This window comes from Streptomyces sp. NPDC086519, from assembly GCF_040686075.1.
GTDB classification, from domain to species: domain Bacteria; phylum Actinomycetota; class Actinomycetes; order Streptomycetales; family Streptomycetaceae; genus Streptomyces; species Streptomyces shenzhenensis.
In genome coordinates this window covers 1-17,817 of the sequence record NZ_JBFBJL010000057.1, presented here as the reverse complement: position 1 = coordinate 17,817, position 17,817 = coordinate 1, and the positions used below count along the sequence as shown (strand labels likewise).

The window sequence follows — 17,817 nt, the reverse complement described above, 5'->3', positions numbered from 1 at the left end:
GCGATGCACGGCCTATGGACGAACGATCCGACGCGGCGGAGCCGCCGGCGGCGACCCTGGCGCACGGCTGCGCGCAGACGCGGCCACCACACCAGCCATCACCACCACCGCGGGCACGGCGGACGCGGGGGGCACCCCCACCCGGCGCACCGGGACCCGAGGGACCCGAAAGCGACGGGGACCGGGAGCATCCGGTGACAGCGCCGACGCCTGTGACGACCACCCTCCCCGGAAGGCTGCGGGCACAGCCTCCGGCGGGGATGCCGCACCCCCGGCCGCCGGTCACCGACGGCGGGACCGGCGTGGTCCGCCAACTCGTCCTGGCCCTGATCTGCGCGGGATACGCCGTCGGTGCCGCGTTCGACTGGGGCTCGAACCAGATCGCCCTGTTCATGGGCGACTTCGGTCTGACCGCGGCCGCCGGCACCGCCGCCGTGTCGTGCTTCCTCTACGCCCGCTCCCCGCGGGTCCGCTTTCGACCCGCCTGGCTGCTGTTCGCCCTCTCCTCGGCGATGGCGGCCCTCGGCAACGCGGTCTGGGGGTGGTACGAGGTCGTGCTCCAGCGGCCCGTGCCCAGCCCCAGCTACGCCGACCTGTTCTTCCTCTGCTTCGCGCCGCCCGCCATCGTCGGCCTGCTGGTGCTGGCCAAGCGGCCGATGACCAGGGCCGGCTGGATCTGCCTGGCGCTGGACGCCTGGCTGATCGGCGGCTCGCTGCTCACCCTCTCGTGGAGCCTCGCGCTCGCCCAGGCCGCCCGGTTCGACGGACCCAGCGTCGAGCACACCGCGCTCACGCTGGCGTACCCGCTGCTGGACATCGCCCTGGTCAGCATGGTGCTCGCGCTGCACTTCCGGCGCTCGCCCGGCAACCGCACCGCGGTGAACACCGCGATCGGCGCCCTCGCCCTGACCGTGATGTGCGACGCCCTGTTCACCTCGCCGCTGCTGCACAGCAGTTACCGCTCCGGCCAGTTGCTGGACGCGGGCTGGTTCGCCGGCTCGCTGCTGCTCGCGTACGCCCCCTGGGCCCCGCCCCGGTCGCAGGGCGCCCCCGATCCCGAGGGGCACACGCGCGTCGTCCACGAGCACGTGCCCGGCGGGCGGGCCCCGGCGCCCAAGCAGCCGCCCGTACCCGCCCCGGGAGGCGATCACAGCCGGTACCCGGCGGGCCGGCCGATCACCGGTTCCCTGGCCGCGCTCACCCCGTACCTGGCCGCCGCCGTGTGCACCCTGGGCATCCTCTACAACGTCCTCAACGGCCGCAGCCCCGACCACGTCGTCCTGATCACCGCCGGCTGCGTGGTCCTCGCGCTCGTCGTGCGCCAGGGCATCATGCTGCTCGACAACATCACCCTCACCCAGGAACTGGCGCAGCAGGAGAACCACTTCCGCTCCCTGGTGCAGGGCTCGAGCGACGTGATCATGATCGCCGCGCCCAACGGCATCCTCCGGTACGTCTCCCCGGCCGCCGCCGGGGTCTACGGACGGCCCGCCGAGGACCTGGTGGGCTCGGAACTGGCCAACCTGATCCACCCGGAGGACCTGGGCTGCGTGGTGCACGAGGTGCGCCGCTTCCTCGCCGCCAGGCCCCAGGAGGAGCCCACCACCCGCATCGAGTGCCGGTTCCGCTCCGGCGAGGGCGGCTGGCTCAACGTCGAGTCCACCGTCAACCGCCACCACGGCGGCCTCATCTTCAACAGCCGGGACGTGACCGAGAGAGTGCGATTGCAGGCGCAGCTCCAGCACAACGCCGAGCACGACCCGCTCACCGACCTGCCCAACCGCGCCCTGTTCACCCGGCGCGTGCAGCAGGCCCTGTCCGGCCGCCGCTCCTCCGACCGGGGCCCCGCCCTCAGGAACACGGCGGTGCTCTTCATCGACCTGGACGGGTTCAAGGCCGTCAACGACACGATCGGGCACCAGGCCGGGGACGAACTGCTCGTCCAGGCCGCGCGCAGACTCCAGGACGCGGTCCGCCAGGGCGACACCGCGTCCCGGCTGGGCGGCGACGAGTTCGCGGCGCTGATCGTCGGCGACGGCACCCGTGACCGCAGTGCCCGGGAGCGGCACATCCTGGAGCTCGCCGACCGCCTCAGGGTGACCCTCTCCCAGCCGTACGCCATTGACGGCAACGATGTCCGTGTCAACGCGTCCATCGGTGTCGCCTTCGCCGAACCGGGCCTCGGCGCCGGTGAGCTGCTGCGCAACGCCGACCTGGCGATGTACCGCGCCAAGTCGGCCGGAAAAGGCCGCGTCAAGCTGTACAAGCCGCAGATGCAGCAGGACGTCGTACGCAAGGCGGAACTGGCCACCCGGCTGCGCGCCGCCCTGCACGACGGCGAGTTCGCGCTGCTGCACCAGCCGGTGGTGTCCCTGGAGAACGGCCGGATCGAATCGGTCTCCGCGCAGGCGCGCTGGCGTTCCTCGCAGGGGGTGCTGTTCACGCCGGCCGAGTTCCTGCGGGTCGCCGAGGACAGCGACAAGACCGCCGAGCTGGACCGCTGGATCCTCCAGGAGGCGGTCGAGCAGGCCGCCGAGCGGGCCGCCGGCGGGCTGCTGGTGCCGGTCGCCGTCCGGACCTCCGCCCGGCGGCTGCTCGACCGGTCCTCGCCGCTCGGCTCCGTGGAGGCCCTGCTCACCCGGCACGCGCTGCCCTCGGGCGCGCTGGTCCTGGAACTGTCCGACACCGATCCCAGGGTCCCGCTGGACGAACTGGAGCGGCGGCTGACCGCGCTCAGCCGGCACGGTGTCCGGATCGCCCTGGACGGCTTCGGCAGCGGCTACGCGGCGATCACGGCGCTGCGGAAACTCCCCGTCGACGTGCTCAAGCTGGACCGCAGTCTGGTCGAGGGAGTCGTCGAGTCGGCCCGGCTGCACAAGATCACCAGCGGTCTGCTGCGGATCGCCTGCGATCTCGGCCTGGAGTCCGTGGCCGAGGGCGTGGACCTGCCCGAGCAGGTCACGGAGTTGCGCGCGATGGGCTGCACGCACGGGATGGGCATGGCGTTCTCCGGCCCGGTGGACGAGTACCGGCTGCGCCGGGCGCTCGGTTCCGGCCACTACCCGGTTCCGCACGCACCCGCCGAGCCGGCCTTCGCGGGGGCCGTGAGAGAGCCGGAGGGGCGCGTCGGTGTCGAGGGCGCGGCCACGCGGAGGCCCGAAGGACTGACCACGGTCGTGGCCTCGACACCCACTGGAGCGCCCCGGAGGTGAGCGGACGATGAGAAGGAGCTCAGGGGTGTATACCAGGGGGGTGCCCGCGGGCGTGCCCGCCGCACTCGGCGGCGGAAGTGCCCTACGCTCACATAATGAGACTCCTGTCCCACGGGCTTGACACGTGGTGCGCGTCGGAGGGAGGGTCAGTTCCATGCGCACCCGAATTCTCGTACTTGGACAGCGCGTCGGCTGAGCTGGGACCCACCGGAGAGGACTCCGGAAACCCCAGCGACCACACCGGCGCGCTCCCCTCGCTTGCCTTTCGGCACGAGGGGTTTTTTGTTGCACCAGCACCAGACGTACGGCAGCGAAAATCCGTACGAACCTCGCGAAAACCCTCAGCATCGAGAAGAGAATGCCGATGACCGAGCAGGCCACCGGGGCCCACCATCCGCAGCCGCGGCCCCGTTCCGGAGGACAGCAGTCCGCCCCCGTCGAGCACGTCACGGGTGCGAAGTCCCTCATCCGCTCGCTTGAGGAGGTCGGCGCTGACACGGTATTCGGCATCCCCGGCGGCGCGATCCTGCCGGCCTACGACCCGCTGATGGACTCCACCCGGGTGCGCCACGTCCTGTGCCGGCACGAGCAGGGCGCCGGGCACGCGGCCACCGGCTACGCGCAGGCCACCGGCAGGGTCGGCGTCTGCATGGCGACGAGCGGCCCGGGTGCGACGAACCTGGTGACGCCGATCGCGGACGCGCACATGGACTCGGTGCCGCTCGTGGCGATCACCGGGCAGGTCGCGTCCTCCTCGATCGGCACGGACGCCTTCCAGGAGGCGGACATCGTCGGCATCACCATGCCGATCACCAAGCACAACTTCCTGGTCACCAAGGCCGAGGACATCCCCCGGGTGATCGCGCAGGCGTTCCACATCGCCTCCACCGGCCGCCCCGGCCCGGTCCTGGTCGACATCGCCAAGGACGCCCTCCAGGCGAAGACCACCTTCTCCTGGCCGCCGGTCATGGACCTGCCCGGCTACCGCCCGGTGACCAAGCCGCACGCCAAGCAGATCCGCGAGGCCGCCAAGCTGATCACTTCCGCGAAGCGGCCCGTCCTCTACGTCGGCGGCGGCGTGATCAAGGCCGGCGCCACCGCCGAGCTGAAGGTCCTCGCCGAACTCACCGGAGCGCCCGTCACCACCACCCTGATGGCGCTCGGCGCGTTCCCCGACAGCCACCCGCTGCACGTGGGAATGCCGGGCATGCACGGTGCGGTCACCGCCGTCACCGCGCTGCAGAAGGCCGACCTGATCGTCGCCCTCGGAGCCCGCTTCGACGACCGCGTCACCGGCAAGCTGGACAGCTTCGCCCCGTACGCGAAGATCGTCCACGCCGACATCGACCCCGCGGAGATCGGCAAGAACCGCGTCGCCGACGTGCCGATCGTCGGCGACGCCCGCGAGGTCATCGCCGACCTGATCCAGGCGGTGCAGAAGGAGCACAGCGAGGGCCACCAGGGCGACTACACCGCCTGGTGGAAGGACCTCAGCCGCTGGCGCGAGACCTACCCGCTGGGCTACGACCTGCCCGACAACGGTTCGCTCTCGCCGCAGCAGGTCATCGAGCGCATCGGGCAGCTCGCCCCGCAGGGCACGATCTTCGCGGCGGGCGTCGGCCAGCACCAGATGTGGGCCGCGCACTACGTGCAGTACGAGAAGCCCGCCACCTGGCTGAACTCCGGCGGCGCCGGAACCATGGGCTACGCGGTGCCGGCCGCCATGGGCGCCAAGGCCGGTGTCCCCGGCCAGACGGTCTGGGCGATCGACGGCGACGGCTGCTTCCAGATGACCAACCAGGAACTGACCACCTGCGCCCTGAACAACATCCCGATCAAGGTCGCCATCATCAACAACGGCGCGCTCGGGATGGTCCGCCAGTGGCAGACCCTCTTCTACAACCAGCGGTACTCCAACACGGTGCTGCACTCCGGGCCCGACGACGTCAACCCGGACGCCCGCGGCACCCGGGTCCCCGACTTCGTCAAGCTGTCGGAGGCCATGGGCTGCCACGCCATCCGCTGCGAGTCCCCGGACGACCTCGACAAGGTCATCGAGGAGGCGAACTCCATCAACGACCGCCCCGTCGTCGTGGACTTCATCGTCCACGAGGACGCCATGGTGTGGCCGATGGTCGCCGCCGGCACCTCCAACGACGAGATCATGGCCGCCCGGGACGTCCGCCCCGACTTCGGCGACAACGAAGACGACTGAGCGAGGAAGACGCAGAAGACATGTCCAAGCACACGCTCTCCGTCCTGGTGGAGAACAAGCCGGGCATCCTCGCCCGGATCGCGGCCCTGTTCTCGCGCCGCGGCTTCAACATCGACTCGCTCGCCGTCGGCGTCACCGAGCACGCCGACATCTCCCGCATCACGATCGTGGTGAGCGTCGACGCGCTGCCGCTGGAGCAGGTCACCAAGCAGCTCAACAAGCTCGTCGAGGTGCTCAAGATCGTCGAACTGGAGCCGGGTGCGGCCGTTCAGCGGGAACTCGTTCTGGTGAAGGTGCGCGCCGACAACGAGACGCGCTCCCAGATCGTCGAGATCGTCCAGCTGTTCCGCGCCAAGACCGTGGACGTCTCCCCGGAGGCCGTCACCGTCGAGGCGACCGGCAGCAGCGAGAAGCTGACCGCGATGCTCAAGATGCTGGAGCCGTTCGGCATCAAGGAACTGGTGCAGTCCGGCACCATCGCGATCGGGCGCGGGGCCCGTTCGATCACCGACCGGTCGCTGCGCGCCCTCGACCGATCTGCGTAAGGCTTGAGCAAGACTCGACACGAGCGGCCGACGGTCCCCCCCGGCGCGCCGGCCGCCCGTATGCCGAGACCCCGAGACTTCCCTTCCGCCCGCCGTCATACGGTGGGACGCAACACCTGCACACCAAGGAGAGAACCCAAAGTGGCCGAGCTGTTCTACGACGCCGACGCCGACCTGTCCATCATCCAGGGCCGCAAGGTCGCGGTCATCGGCTACGGCAGCCAGGGTCACGCCCACGCCCTGTCGCTGCGCGACTCGGGCGTCGACGTGCGTGTCGGTCTGCACGAGGGCTCCAAGTCCAAGGCGAAGGCCGAGGAGCAGGGACTGCGCGTGGTGACCCCGTCCGAGGCCGCCGCCGAGGCCGACGTCATCATGATCCTGGTCCCGGACCCGATCCAGGCCCAGGTCTACGAGGAGTCCATCGCCCCGAACCTGAACGACGGCGACGCGCTGTTCTTCGGCCACGGCCTGAACATCCGCTACGGCTTCATCAAGCCCCCGGCCGGCGTCGACGTGTGCATGGTCGCCCCGAAGGGCCCGGGCCACCTGGTGCGCCGTCAGTACGAGGAGGGCCGCGGCGTGCCGTGCATCGTGGCCGTCGAGCAGGACGCCACGGGTAACGGCTTCGCGCTGGCGCTGTCGTACGCGAAGGGCATCGGCGGCACTCGCGCCGGCGTCATCAAGACGACCTTCACCGAGGAGACCGAGACCGACCTGTTCGGTGAGCAGGCCGTCCTCTGCGGTGGTACCTCCGCCCTGGTCAAGGCCGGTTTCGAGACCCTGGTCGAGGCCGGTTACCAGCCGGAGATCGCCTACTTCGAGTGCCTGCACGAGCTGAAGCTCATCGTCGACCTGATGTACGAGGGCGGCCTGGAGAAGATGCGCTGGTCGGTCTCCGAGACCGCCGAGTGGGGCGACTACGTCACCGGCCCGCGGATCATCACCGACGCCACCAAGGCCGAGATGAAGCAGGTCCTCGCCGAGATCCAGGACGGCACCTTCGCCCGCAACTGGATGGACGAGTACCACGGCGGTCTGAAGAAGTACAACGAGTACAAGAAGCAGGACTCCGAGCACCTGCTGGAGACCACCGGCAAGCAGCTGCGCAAGCTGATGTCCTGGGTGAACGAAGACGCGTGAGCCCCAGGTGACAGGGCCGGGGCGGTGCCCCGGCCCTGTTGTCCGTCCCGTCGAATCCCAGACGGGTGATCCTTCCGCCGAGGCGCAGGACGACCTCCGCCACGCCACTACACTGCGGTACTACATACGCGTCAGGCCCACAGCGTCGTGCGTCTCCACGCGGCTAGCCAACCTCCACCGCCTGCGGCCGTCGGGACGGCCGTCCGCATTGGACATGTGAGGACTCACGTGAGCTCGAAACCTGTCGTACTCATCGCTGAAGAGCTGTCGCCCGCCACCGTCGACGCGCTGGGCCCGGACTTCGAGATCCGGCACGCCAACGGAGCAGACCGAGCCGAGCTGCTCCCCGCCATCGCCGACGTGGACGCGATCCTGATCCGCTCCGCCACCAAGGTCGACGCCGAGGCCATCGCCGCCGCCAAGAAGCTGAAGGTCGTGGCCCGGGCCGGCGTCGGCCTGGACAACGTCGACGTCTCCGCCGCCACCAAGGCCGGCGTGATGGTCGTCAACGCCCCGACCTCCAACATCGTGACCGCCGCCGAACTGGCCTGCGGTCTGCTCATCTCCAGCGCCCGCCACATCCCGCAGGCCAACTCCGCGCTGAAGAACGGCGAGTGGAAGCGCAGCAAGTACACCGGCGTCGAGCTCGCCGAGAAGACCCTCGGTGTCGTCGGCCTCGGCCGCATCGGCGCCCTGGTCGCGCAGCGCATGTCCGCCTTCGGCATGAAGGTCGTGGCCTACGACCCCTACATCCAGCCCGCCCGCGCCGCGCAGATGGGCGTCAAGGTGCTGTCGCTGGACGAGCTGCTCGAAGTCGCCGACTTCATCACCGTGCACCTCCCGAAGACCCCCGAGACGGTCGGTCTGATCGGCGACGAGGCGCTGCGCAAGGTCAAGCCGTCGGTGCGGATCGTCAACGCCGCGCGCGGTGGCATCGTCGACGAGGAGGCGCTGTACGCGGCGCTCAAGGAGGGCCGGGTCGCCGGCGCCGGCCTCGACGTCTACGCCAAGGAGCCGTGCACCGACTCCCCGCTCTTCGAGCTCGACCAGGTCGTCTGCACCCCGCACCTCGGCGCCTCCACCGACGAGGCCCAGGAGAAGGCGGGCATCGCGGTCGCCAGGTCCGTCCGCCTCGCCCTCGCCGGCGAGCTGGTCCCGGACGCGGTGAACGTCCAGGGCGGTGTCATCGCCGAGGACGTCAAGCCGGGCCTGCCCCTCGCCGAGCGCCTGGGCCGTATCTTCACCGCGCTCGCCGGTGAGGTCGCGGTCCGCCTCGACGTCGAGGTCTACGGCGAGATCACCCAGCACGACGTGAAGGTGCTGGAGCTGTCCGCGCTCAAGGGTGTCTTCGAGGACGTCGTCGACGAGACGGTGTCGTACGTCAACGCCCCGCTGTTCGCGCAGGAGCGCGGTGTCGAGGTACGGCTGACGACCAGCTCGGAGTCGGCCGACCACCGCAACGTCGTCACCGTGCGCGGCACCCTGGCGGGCGGCGAGGAGGTCGCGGTCTCCGGCACGCTGGCCGGCCCGAAGAACGTGCAGAAGATCGTCGCGGTCGGCGAGTACGACGTCGATCTCGCGATCGCCGACCACCTGCTGGTGCTGCGCTACGAGGACCGGCCGGGCGTGGTCGGCACCGTGGGCCGCATCCTCGGGGAGGCCGGCATCAACATCGCCGGTATGCAGGTCGCTCGCGCGGCGGCCGGTGGCGAGGCGCTCGCTGTTCTCACGGTCGATGACACGGTGGCGCCGGGTGTGCTGGCCGAGGTCGCGGCGGAGATCGGGGCGACGTCGGCTCGCTCGGTGAACCTGGTCTGATTTTCCTGCCTTCCGGCCCACCCGACTCGGTGGGCCGGAAGGCTCGCGTCATGTCCTCGAACGCCGGACGGGCCGGGAAACCGGCCCGTCCGGCGTTTGCGTGTGGCCCTACTCAGCGGACTTTCGCAGCGTCACCCCCGCCCCCACCGCCGCCAGCACCAGCAGTACCGCCCCCGCGACGGCCGCCCCCTGCATCCCGCTGGTGAACGCCTCCCGGGCGGTGCGGGTCAGGGCCTCTCCCGCGGGCCCCGGCAGCCGGCCCGCCGTGGCCAGCGCGCCGCCCAGCGTCTCGCGGGACTCGGCCGGGGCCGTGGCCGGCATCTCGTGGCGGTAGACCGCCGTACCGATCGAGCCCAGCACCGCCATGCCGAGCGCGCCGCCGAACTCCGTGGCCGTCTCCAGCAGCGAGGACGCCGTCCCGGCCCGTTCCACCGGCGCCGCGGTCATCGCGAGGTCGGTCAGCTGGGACATGATCGCGACCATCCCGCAGGCGAGGACACCGGCCCCGGTCAGCACCAGCCACAGCGAGTCGGTGCCGACCAGAGTGAGCAGGACGAACCCGGCCGCCATGGCCGCGAAGCCGCCGGCGACCACGTACCCCCGGTCGGCGCCCCGCTGCACCAGCTGCGCCGTGACCGGCCCCGCGGCCCCGATGAACACCGAGGGCAGCAGACTCCACAGCGCTGCCGCCAGCGGGCTCATCCCGAGGACCGACTGAAGGTACTGCGTGGTGAAGATCGCCGAGCCCATCATCGCGAGTGCGGCGACCAGGTTCAGGACCAGCGCCGGGGTGAAACCGTGCCCCCTGAGCAGGGCGGGCGGGATCAGCGGGGAGCCGGTGGTGCGCTGGCGGTGGACGAAGAGCGCGGCGAACAGCAGGCCGACGGTGAGGGAGACGACGTAGAGCGGGTGCCAGCCCTCGGAGGGGATCTCCTTGACGCCGTAGACGACGGGGAGCACGGCGGCCATCGAGAGCGGGACGCTCAGCCAGTCGAAGCGGCCGGGGGAGGGGTTCCTGGACTCCGGGAGCAGGAACGGCCCGACGGCCAGGAGCAGGGCCATCGCGGGCAGGTTGACCAGGAAGACCGAGCCCCACCAGAAGTGCTCGACGAGGATCCCGCTCATCACCGAGCCGAGCGCGATCCCGCCCGTCATCACTCCGGACCACAGGCCGATCGCCTTCGCGCGCTGGCCGGGGTCGCTGAACATCGTGCGCAGCAGGGCCATCGTCGACGGCATCAGGGTCGCGCCGCCGATGCCGAGGATCGCGCGGGCGGCGATCAGGGTCCCGGCGCTGTCCGCGTACGCGGCGAGGAGCGAGGCGCCGCCGAAGGCCGCGGCCCCCGCGAGCAGCAGCCGGCGGCGGCCGATGCGGTCGCCCAGCGCGCCCATCGTCATCAGCAGGCCGGCCAGGACGAAGCCGTAGACGTCGAGGATCCACAGCTGCTGGGTGCCGCTCGGCGCCAGATCCGCGCCGATCGCGGGGAGAGCGAAGTAGAGGACCGAGACGTCCATCGAGACCAGGAGCAGCGGAAGCATCAGCACGCCGAGCGCGGTCCATTCGCGGCGCCCGGCCAGAGCCGTGGTGGTCGGTGGTGTGTTCGTGCTCGTCGGGTTCGTCATGCCAGGGAATATACGAGCGTATTAAACGCTTGTCTAGAACGCTTGTATAAGTCGTCCGTCTAGGACGGTTGTATGGATCCCGGGTAGGGTGGTCCGCATGGGACACCGTGAGGATCTGCTGGACGGCGCCAAGCGCTGCCTGCTGGAGAAGGGGTTCGCGCGGACGACGGCGCGCGACATCGTCAGGGAGTCGGGGACCAACCTCGCCTCGATCGGCTACCACTACGGCTCCAAGGACGCGCTGCTCGCCCGGGCCTACATCGCGCTGGTGGAGGAGATGTCCTTCGAGGGCGGCGACGGCGGGCTCACCGGCGCCCCGGGCTCGCTGGAGCGGTTCCGGGAGGTGTGGTCGAACATCGTCGACAGCATGCGCGGGCCCGGCTCGATGTGGCGGCTCAGCGTGGAGATCGTGTCGATGGGCGACCAGATGCCGGAGGTGCGCGACCATCTGGCGCGCGCCCAGCGCGAGGGCGGCCGGGGGCTGACCTCGCTGCTGATGGGCGTACCCGAGGAGGAGGTCTCCGACGAGACCGCCGACACCCTGGGCCGCTTCTACATGACCCTGATGTCCGGCCTCATCTCGCAGTGGACCTTCGACCCGAAGACCGCCCCCGACGGCGACGCGCTCACCGAGGGGCTGCGCCAGATCGTCGAGGCCGCGACCCGGAGCTGACGCGGGCCCGCGCGACCGGCATCCGGACCACCTCGCCGGTTCCGTCGCGACCGGCGCGGCACACCTCAGGCGAGCCGGGCCCTCTTCAGTGCCATGTGCAGCAGCAGCCGGTCCTCGCCGTCGTCCAGGTCGAGGCCGGTGAGCTGTTCGACCCGGGAGAGGCGGTAGTACAGGGTCTGCCGGTGGATGCCGAGCGCGGTGGCCGTGCGGCCCGCCTGGCCCGCGTGGTCGAGGTAGACCTCGGCGGTACGGGCCAGTTCGTGGTGGGCCGGGGTGAGCAGCGGGGCCACGGCCCGGTCGGGGGACGCCGGGGGCGGCAGCGCGGTCAGCAGGCGGTACGGGCCGATGTCCGCCCACCGCGCGACCGGCCCGAACCGCGGCTCCGCCAGCGCGGCCCGGGCGGCCGCCGACGCCTCCTGCCAGACCGCGCCCAGCTCCGCCAGTCCGACCCGGGCCTCGCCCACGCCCACCGCGCAGTCCCGCACCGCCGGGACCGGTCCCGCGAACCCCGCGGCCACCGCCGGCGTCCGCGCCCCGGCACCCCGGGCGGCCGCTGACCGGGCCTCCTCCGCCTCCTTGAGCAGCCGGGCGGCGGCCGTCAGGGCGGGGGTGGCCGTGTCCGTGCTGCGCAGCCGGACCAGCACGGCGAGGCTGTGGCCGGCGGCTCCCCAGGGCAGGGCGCACAGCGCGGTGGCGTGCGGGACCGTGCGCGGGGAGGGGACGTCGTCCGGGGCGGCGGACGGCCAGGGGGCGACACAGACCAGGGTGTGCGGGCCGTCCGCGCGGACCCCGAGGGCGGTGCGGAGTTCGGCCACCGCCATCTCCCGCTGCCAGCCGCCCTCCGCGACCAGCACCGCCCGCAGCTCCCGGCCCAGCCCCGCCCCCGCCTGCGCCTCGTCCGCGAGCAGCGCCCCGAGCCGCCCGGCCACCCCCATGGCGGCGGCCAGTTGGGCGTCGGTCGGGCCCGGCTCGGAGTCGAGCAGCCAGACGTAGCCGAGGACGACACCCCGATGGCGTACCGGCAGACAGATCCGCCCCCGGTACACCCCGGCCTCCGGGGTCGGCGGGATCCGGACCGGTGCGGCCGCCCGGGCGATGCCGAAGCCCTCGAACCAGGTGCGGACCGCCGCCGTGGAGCGCCGGGTCAGGATCGAGCGGGTGCGGACCGGGTCCAGCGCCGACGGATCGAGGTCGCCCTCACTGTCGTACGCGCCGAAGGCGATCAGCTCGAAGTCGCGGTTCTCCAGGGTCGCCGGGACGCCCAGCAGCTCCGAGATCTCGTCGACCAGCTCCTGGTAGTCACCCTTGAATTCCGACGTCACCCGGGCATTCTCCCGCAATTCACGGCCGCCTTCATACATCTGTCTGAGATCCGCGGCACGGATGCGTGACAGCTGTCGATGGCCCAGGATCGGAGGGATCCTTAACTTTCACGGTGGTTCCCCGTGCCGTATCCAAATCGTCGGATCGCGGCCTGTCTGGCATGTGCTGTGGAGGTGCCCCGTGCTGGGTCCCGTGATTCTCGCCGCTTCGCGCAGCGACCGGATGCGACGTCTGATCTCGGCGGCCCCGGTGACGAAGCAGGTCGTCGACCGCTTCATCCCCGGGGAGTCGGTCGCTGACATCGTCCCGGTCATCGAGGAGCTCACGGGCCGCGGCCTGGAGCTGACGATGGACGTCGTCGGGGAGGACATCACGACCCCTGAGCAGGCGGCCGCCGCCCGGGACGCCTATCTCGCGCTGATCGACCGGCTGCGCGAGCTGGGCCTCGGCGAGCGGGTCGAGATGTCGGTCAAGCTGTCCATGTTCGGGCAGGCGCTGGACAGGGGCCACGAGCTGGCGCTCGAAAACGTCCGCCCCGTCGTCGAGGCCGCCGCCGCCATCGGTACGACCGTCACCCTCGACGCCGAGGACCACACCACCCTCGACTCGATGTTCGCCATCCACGAGGAGCTGCGGAAGGACTTCCCGCAGACCGGCTGCGTCATCCAGGCCTACCTCTTCCGCACCGAGGCCGACGCCCGGCGCCTCGCCGCCGCGGGCAGCCGGGTCCGGCTGGTCAAGGGCGCCTACAAGGAGCCCGCCGAGGTCGCCTACCAGCGCAAGCACGAGATCGACAAGGCGTACGTGCGGATCCTGAAGACCCTGATGGAGGGCGCGGGGTACCCGATGGTCGGCTCCCACGACCCGCGCCTCATCTCCATCGCCCAGGAACTCGCCCGGCGCGCCGGCCGCAAGCCCGACGAGTACGAGTTCCAGATGCTGTACGGCATCCGCGGCGACGAGCACCTGCGCCTGGCCGCCGAGGGCCACCGGATGCGCGTCTACACCGCCTACGGCACCGACTGGTACGGCTACTTCATGCGCAGGCTTGCGGAGAAGCCGGCGAACCTGAGTTTCTTCCTCCGCTCGATGGTCAGCAAGGGCTGAGCCCAACACCCGCTCACGTACAAGGAGCTACGGATCCCATGGACGCTGTGACCCAGGTCCCCACCCCCGTCAACGAGCCGGTGCACGGCTACGCCCCCGGCTCCGCCGAGCGCACCCGCCTGGAGGCGAAGCTCAAGGAGCTCGCCGAGAACCCCATCGAGCTGCCGATGACCATCGGCGGCGAGAAGCGCCTCGGCGGCGGCGAGCCCTTCCAGGTCGTCCAGCCGCACAACCACAAGGCCGTCATCGGCACCGGCCGGCACGCCACCCGGCAGGACGCCCAGGACGCGATCGACGCGGCCCTCGCCGCCGCGCCCGCCTGGCGTGCGATGTCCTTCGACGACCGCGCCGCGATCATCCTGCGCGCCGCCGAACTGCTCGCCGGTCCCTGGCGCGAGACCATCGCCGCCTCCACCATGCTCGGCCAGTCCAAGACCGCCCAGCAGGCCGAGATCGACTCGCCCTGCGAGCTGGTCGACTTCTGGCGGTTCAACGTCCACTACGCCCGTCAGATCCTCGCCGAGCAGCCCCCGGCCAACTCCCCGGGCGTCTGGAACCGCCTCGACCACCGCCCGCTGGAGGGCTTCGTCTACGCGATCACGCCGTTCAACTTCAGCGCGATCGCCGGCAACCTGCCGACGGCTCCCGCCCTCATGGGCAACGTCGTGGTCTGGAAGCCGTCCCCGACCCAGACCCACGCGGCCGTCCTGCTCATGCGGCTGCTGGAGGAGGCGGGTCTGCCCAAGGGCGTCATCAACCTCGTCACCGGCGACGGCATCGAGGTGTCGAAGGTCGCGCTGGTCCACCGGGACCTGGCCGGCATCCACTTCACCGGCTCCACCAAGACCTTCCAGTACCTGTGGAAGACGGTCGGCGAAAACATCGAGAAGTACCGCTCGTACCCGCGCCTGGTCGGCGAGACGGGCGGCAAGGACTTCCTCGTCGCCCACCCGAGCGCCGACCGGGCCGTCCTCAAGACGGCACTCACCCGCGGTGCCTTCGAGTACCAGGGCCAGAAGTGCTCGGCGACCTCCCGCGCGTACCTCCCCGCGTCCATCTGGAACAGCGGCTTCCGTGAGGAGTTCGCCGCCGAGGTCGACTACCTGACCATGGGTGACGTCACCGACCTGTCGAACTTCATCGGCGCCGTGATCGACGAGCGTGCCTTCGCCAAGAACAAGGCCGCGATCGACCGCGCGAAGACCGACCCGTCCTGCGAGATCGTCGCGGGCGGCTCCTACGACGACTCGGTGGGCTACTTCGTCCGCCCGACGGTCGTGGTCTGCAGCGACCCGGAGAACGAGGTCTTCCGCACCGAGTACTTCGGCCCGTTCCTCGCCGTACACGTCTACGAGGACGACAAGTACGACGAGATGCTGACGCAGATGGAGTCGGTGTCCGACTACGCGCTGACCGGTTCGGTCATCTCCAACGACCGCGCCGCGGCGGCGTACACGATGGAGAAGCTGCGCTACGCGGCCGGCAACTTCTACATCAACGACAAGTCGACCGGCGCCGTCGTCGGCCAGCAGCCCTTCGGCGGCGGCCGCGCCTCCGGCACCAACGACAAGGCCGGCGCCCCGCAGAACCTGCTGCGCTGGACCCTGACCCGCGCGATCAAGGAGACCCTGGTCCCGCCGACCGACTACGCGTACCCGCACATGGGCTGACCTTCGGCCGGCCCGACCAGGGGCCGGGAAGCCCGGCCCGCGAGCGGGCCCGCACGTCCGTCCGCCGGTCGAGGCACCGGCCGACTGCACGGCGCGCCGGTTTCCAACAGGGCCCAAAGTCCCTGCCGCAGAGGGCCTGTCGGCACTGCCGGTGCGCCGTCGCTCGGTGATGAGATGCGGATGCGGTCTCCGGCCTCCTCCCGACGGTGCCGACGACGGGACCGCGGACATGTCGTCGCGAGTGGCCGTTCGGCATCGGTAACGGTCATGGCGCACGCACCACGAGAGCCGGCAGGAGGGCGCCGATGTTCCGCCGAGCCGTCGCCGTCGCAGGCGCCCGCCTCCTGGCCGCGGGTGCCGCCGTGCCGTCCTTCGCCCGGGATTCCCGGGCGGGGGCGGCCCGGCTGCTGACGGCCGGGCCGACGTCCGGTATCGCCTGGTACCGCGCCCGCGGGGCGAAGTCCCGGGCGCACGCGACCGCGGCCGGCGGCTGCACGAACAGCGGGGCATGCGGTACCCGCGTGAGAAAGGTCCACGCATGACCGACGACTACCACGCGCTGCTCGCCCGCCGGGAAGCCATGCGCCTGCGCGATCGCCTGCTCGCCCCCGCCCCGCGCGCGGGAGGTGCCTCCACGTCCTTCGCACCCGTGCCCGGCCACGACACCCGCTCGGCCGGCGCCTACGACGGGGCCGCCGACCAGGAGGTCATCACCCTGAACCTGGCTCAGGCCGCGCCGTTCGACCGGCTCATCGCCCACCTCTACGAGGCCATGTTCGGCCGGCATCCGTATCTGCGGAAGCTGTTCCCGCAGTCCATGGAGTTCCAGCAGACCCACCTGGAACGGGCGCTCTGGTACCTGATCGAGAACCTGCACCGCCCCGCCGACGTGACCGCCTTCTGCACGCGGCTCGGCCGTGACCACCGCAAACTCGGCGTGCTGCCCGTGCACTACCGGGTGTTCGAGGAGGCCCTTGTCGAGGCGCTGCACCGCAGTGCGGGTGGCCGGCTGGGCGTGGACGTGGAGCGGGCGTGGGTGCGCATGGTGCGGTTCGCCGCCGCCGCCATGGTGGACGGAGCCGCCGGGGCGCTGGCCGAACCGGCGTCCTGGAGCGGCACGGTCGTCGACCACCAGCGGCGCCGCCCGGATCTCGCGGTGCTGCGCGTCCGCCCCGGCGAACCGTACCCGTACCGCCCAGGTCAGTACGCGACCCTGCAGACCCCCCTCCTGCCGCACACCTGGCGCCCGTACTCGCTGGCCGGCGCCCCGGGCCCGGACGGCGAACTGGAATTCCACGTCCGGCGTACCGGCCCGGACGGGGTGAGTGACGCCCTCGTGACACGGACCGGCGTCGGTGAAACGTTGCGCCTGGGACCCGCGCAGGGGACGACCACGCTGGACGCCGACATCACGTCCGACGTCCTCGTCGTGGCCGGCGGCACCGGCTGGGCCACCGCCAGGGCCCTGCTGGAGGACCTGGCCGCACGGCGCCCGTCGGGCCGCCGCGCCCACCTGTTCCTCGGCGCCCGCACCGCCGATGATCTGTACGATGCGCCGGCCCTGGCCCGGCTTCAGAGCCGCTGCACCTGGCTGCGGGTGGTGCCCGTGATCGACAACGACCCCGGCATGTCCGAGCACCCGCCGATCGCCGAGGCGCTGGCCGGGCATGGCGACTTCAGGGGGCATACGGCCTACGTCAGCGGCCCGTCCGGCCTGGTCACCACCACCGTGCGGCTCCTGGCCGGCCTGGGGCTCCGCGCGGACCGCATCCACCACGATCCGGTGGCCGCCGGGATTCCCGCGCCGCCTGGTCCGTGGCCCGCGGGCGCCTGACCGTGCGGGACGGCCGTCGTACCGCTCCCCGCGCGCAGGCCGTGCGGAACCCGGCCGGGTTCATGGCCTTCGAGGCCGGTACGGCTCCTTGTCCCTGCCCCTGACCACTGGCTCCCGAAAAGTCCCGGTTCATGGCTCCGCGGCGCGTCCGCCGTCTCAGATAGTAGGAAGTCCGAGTAATTGTGCAGACAGAACCGGGCCGCTCCCTTACTTTTGTAGGAGCCGAACGTCTCGCTAGATCAAGCGAATGGCGGTCGTGAGCCGGGCCCCGTGCAGGCAACCCCTGCGGCGCCGCTCCCCGCCCCTTCCGGCGTCTCGTATCCCCCTGCCGTACTCCAGGTATGCCGAAGGAGTCGATTTCCATGGCCGAGACGACCGTCCGCCGCCGCGTCCGCCACGTGTCCCGCACGAGCGAGTCCGACCGCAAGAACGCCGCCGCCGCCCTCCAGCGCGCCCTCGACCGCCGTGACAACGGCGGCCAGACCGGCCACTGAGCCGCTGACGAGCCGTTGACACGCCGTCGGCAACACGTGTTTACACCCCCTTGACGGGAGCCGCACCCGCACGGGGTGGGGGGCGGGCGGGGCAGCCCCGCCCCACCCAGCGGGGGTGGGAAGAAGGGGGGGGGGGGGCAAAGTGGTTTTTATAAGGGGGTTT

The 17,817-nt window shown here is 71.3% G+C and carries 13 protein-coding genes; 11 read left to right on the top strand and 2 right to left on the bottom strand.

Annotated elements, in window-relative coordinates:
• The first annotated feature begins 194 nt into the window (after nucleotides 1–194).
• From AB0P24_RS36950 to serA, 5 genes are all read left to right on the top strand, one after another.
• Nucleotides 195–3,212, top strand: a complete 3,018-nt coding sequence (locus AB0P24_RS36950) for an EAL domain-containing protein (RefSeq protein WP_365801834.1) — start codon at nucleotides 195–197, stop codon at nucleotides 3,210–3,212.
• A gap of 364 nt (nucleotides 3,213–3,576) precedes the next feature.
• Nucleotides 3,577–5,427, top strand: coding sequence for an acetolactate synthase large subunit (locus AB0P24_RS36945; RefSeq protein WP_365801832.1), 1,851 nt, complete (start codon nucleotides 3,577–3,579; stop codon nucleotides 5,425–5,427).
• A gap of 20 nt (nucleotides 5,428–5,447) precedes the next feature.
• Nucleotides 5,448–5,972 carry an acetolactate synthase small subunit gene (gene ilvN, locus AB0P24_RS36940; protein WP_365801830.1) on the top strand — a complete coding sequence of 175 codons (525 nt, stop codon included), beginning with the start codon at nucleotides 5,448–5,450 and terminating at the stop codon, nucleotides 5,970–5,972.
• A 141-nt stretch (nucleotides 5,973–6,113) separates the two neighbouring features.
• Nucleotides 6,114–7,112 carry a ketol-acid reductoisomerase gene (gene ilvC / locus AB0P24_RS36935; RefSeq protein ID WP_351961305.1) on the top strand — a complete coding sequence of 333 codons (999 nt, stop codon included), beginning with the start codon at nucleotides 6,114–6,116 and terminating at the stop codon, nucleotides 7,110–7,112.
• Between the two features lie 228 nt (nucleotides 7,113–7,340).
• Nucleotides 7,341–8,930: a phosphoglycerate dehydrogenase gene (gene serA, locus AB0P24_RS36930; RefSeq protein WP_365801828.1), complete on the top strand. Its 1,590-nt coding sequence runs from the start codon at nucleotides 7,341–7,343 to the stop codon at nucleotides 8,928–8,930.
• 108 nt (nucleotides 8,931–9,038) lie between these two features.
• Here serA and AB0P24_RS36925 read toward each other — a convergent pair whose 3' ends face one another.
• Nucleotides 9,039–10,553, bottom strand: a complete 1,515-nt coding sequence (locus AB0P24_RS36925) for an MFS transporter (RefSeq protein WP_365801826.1) — start codon at nucleotides 10,551–10,553, stop codon at nucleotides 9,039–9,041.
• Nucleotides 10,554–10,650: 97 nt separating this feature from the next.
• Between AB0P24_RS36925 and AB0P24_RS36920 the strand changes: the two genes are divergently transcribed.
• Entirely contained in the window at nucleotides 10,651–11,226 is a 576-nt protein-coding gene (locus tag AB0P24_RS36920) for a TetR/AcrR family transcriptional regulator (protein WP_365801824.1), read from the top strand.
• A 65-nt stretch (nucleotides 11,227–11,291) separates the two neighbouring features.
• Here the strand turns inward: AB0P24_RS36920 and AB0P24_RS36915 are convergent, their stop codons facing one another.
• The gene (locus AB0P24_RS36915) at nucleotides 11,292–12,587 is read right to left on the bottom strand and encodes a helix-turn-helix domain-containing protein (RefSeq protein WP_365801822.1); all 1,296 of its coding nucleotides are present in this window, start codon (nucleotides 12,585–12,587) and stop codon (nucleotides 11,292–11,294) included.
• Nucleotides 12,588–12,729: 142 nt separating this feature from the next.
• On the opposite strand from AB0P24_RS36915, the gene AB0P24_RS36910 reads away from it, so the two are divergent.
• The 5 genes from AB0P24_RS36910 (at nucleotide 12,730) to AB0P24_RS36890 (ending at nucleotide 17,654) form a co-directional block, all read left to right on the top strand.
• Nucleotides 12,730–13,656 carry a proline dehydrogenase family protein gene (locus AB0P24_RS36910; protein WP_365801820.1) on the top strand — a complete coding sequence of 309 codons (927 nt, stop codon included), beginning with the start codon at nucleotides 12,730–12,732 and terminating at the stop codon, nucleotides 13,654–13,656.
• Between the two features lie 38 nt (nucleotides 13,657–13,694).
• A complete protein-coding gene (gene pruA / locus AB0P24_RS36905) occupies nucleotides 13,695–15,326 on the top strand; it encodes an L-glutamate gamma-semialdehyde dehydrogenase (RefSeq protein ID WP_365801818.1) in 1,632 nt (543 codons plus the stop codon).
• A 305-nt stretch (nucleotides 15,327–15,631) separates the two neighbouring features.
• Nucleotides 15,632–15,868, top strand: coding sequence for a hypothetical protein (locus AB0P24_RS36900; protein ID WP_365801816.1), 237 nt, complete (start codon nucleotides 15,632–15,634; stop codon nucleotides 15,866–15,868).
• Nucleotides 15,865–17,160 carry a globin domain-containing protein gene (locus AB0P24_RS36895; RefSeq protein ID WP_365801813.1) on the top strand — a complete coding sequence of 432 codons (1,296 nt, stop codon included), beginning with the start codon at nucleotides 15,865–15,867 and terminating at the stop codon, nucleotides 17,158–17,160. The genes AB0P24_RS36900 and AB0P24_RS36895 overlap by 4 nt, the downstream gene beginning before the upstream one ends.
• A 362-nt stretch (nucleotides 17,161–17,522) precedes the next feature.
• Nucleotides 17,523–17,654 carry a hypothetical protein gene (locus AB0P24_RS36890; protein ID WP_086025501.1) on the top strand — a complete coding sequence of 44 codons (132 nt, stop codon included), beginning with the start codon at nucleotides 17,523–17,525 and terminating at the stop codon, nucleotides 17,652–17,654.
• Nucleotides 17,655–17,817: the final 163 nt, after the last annotated feature.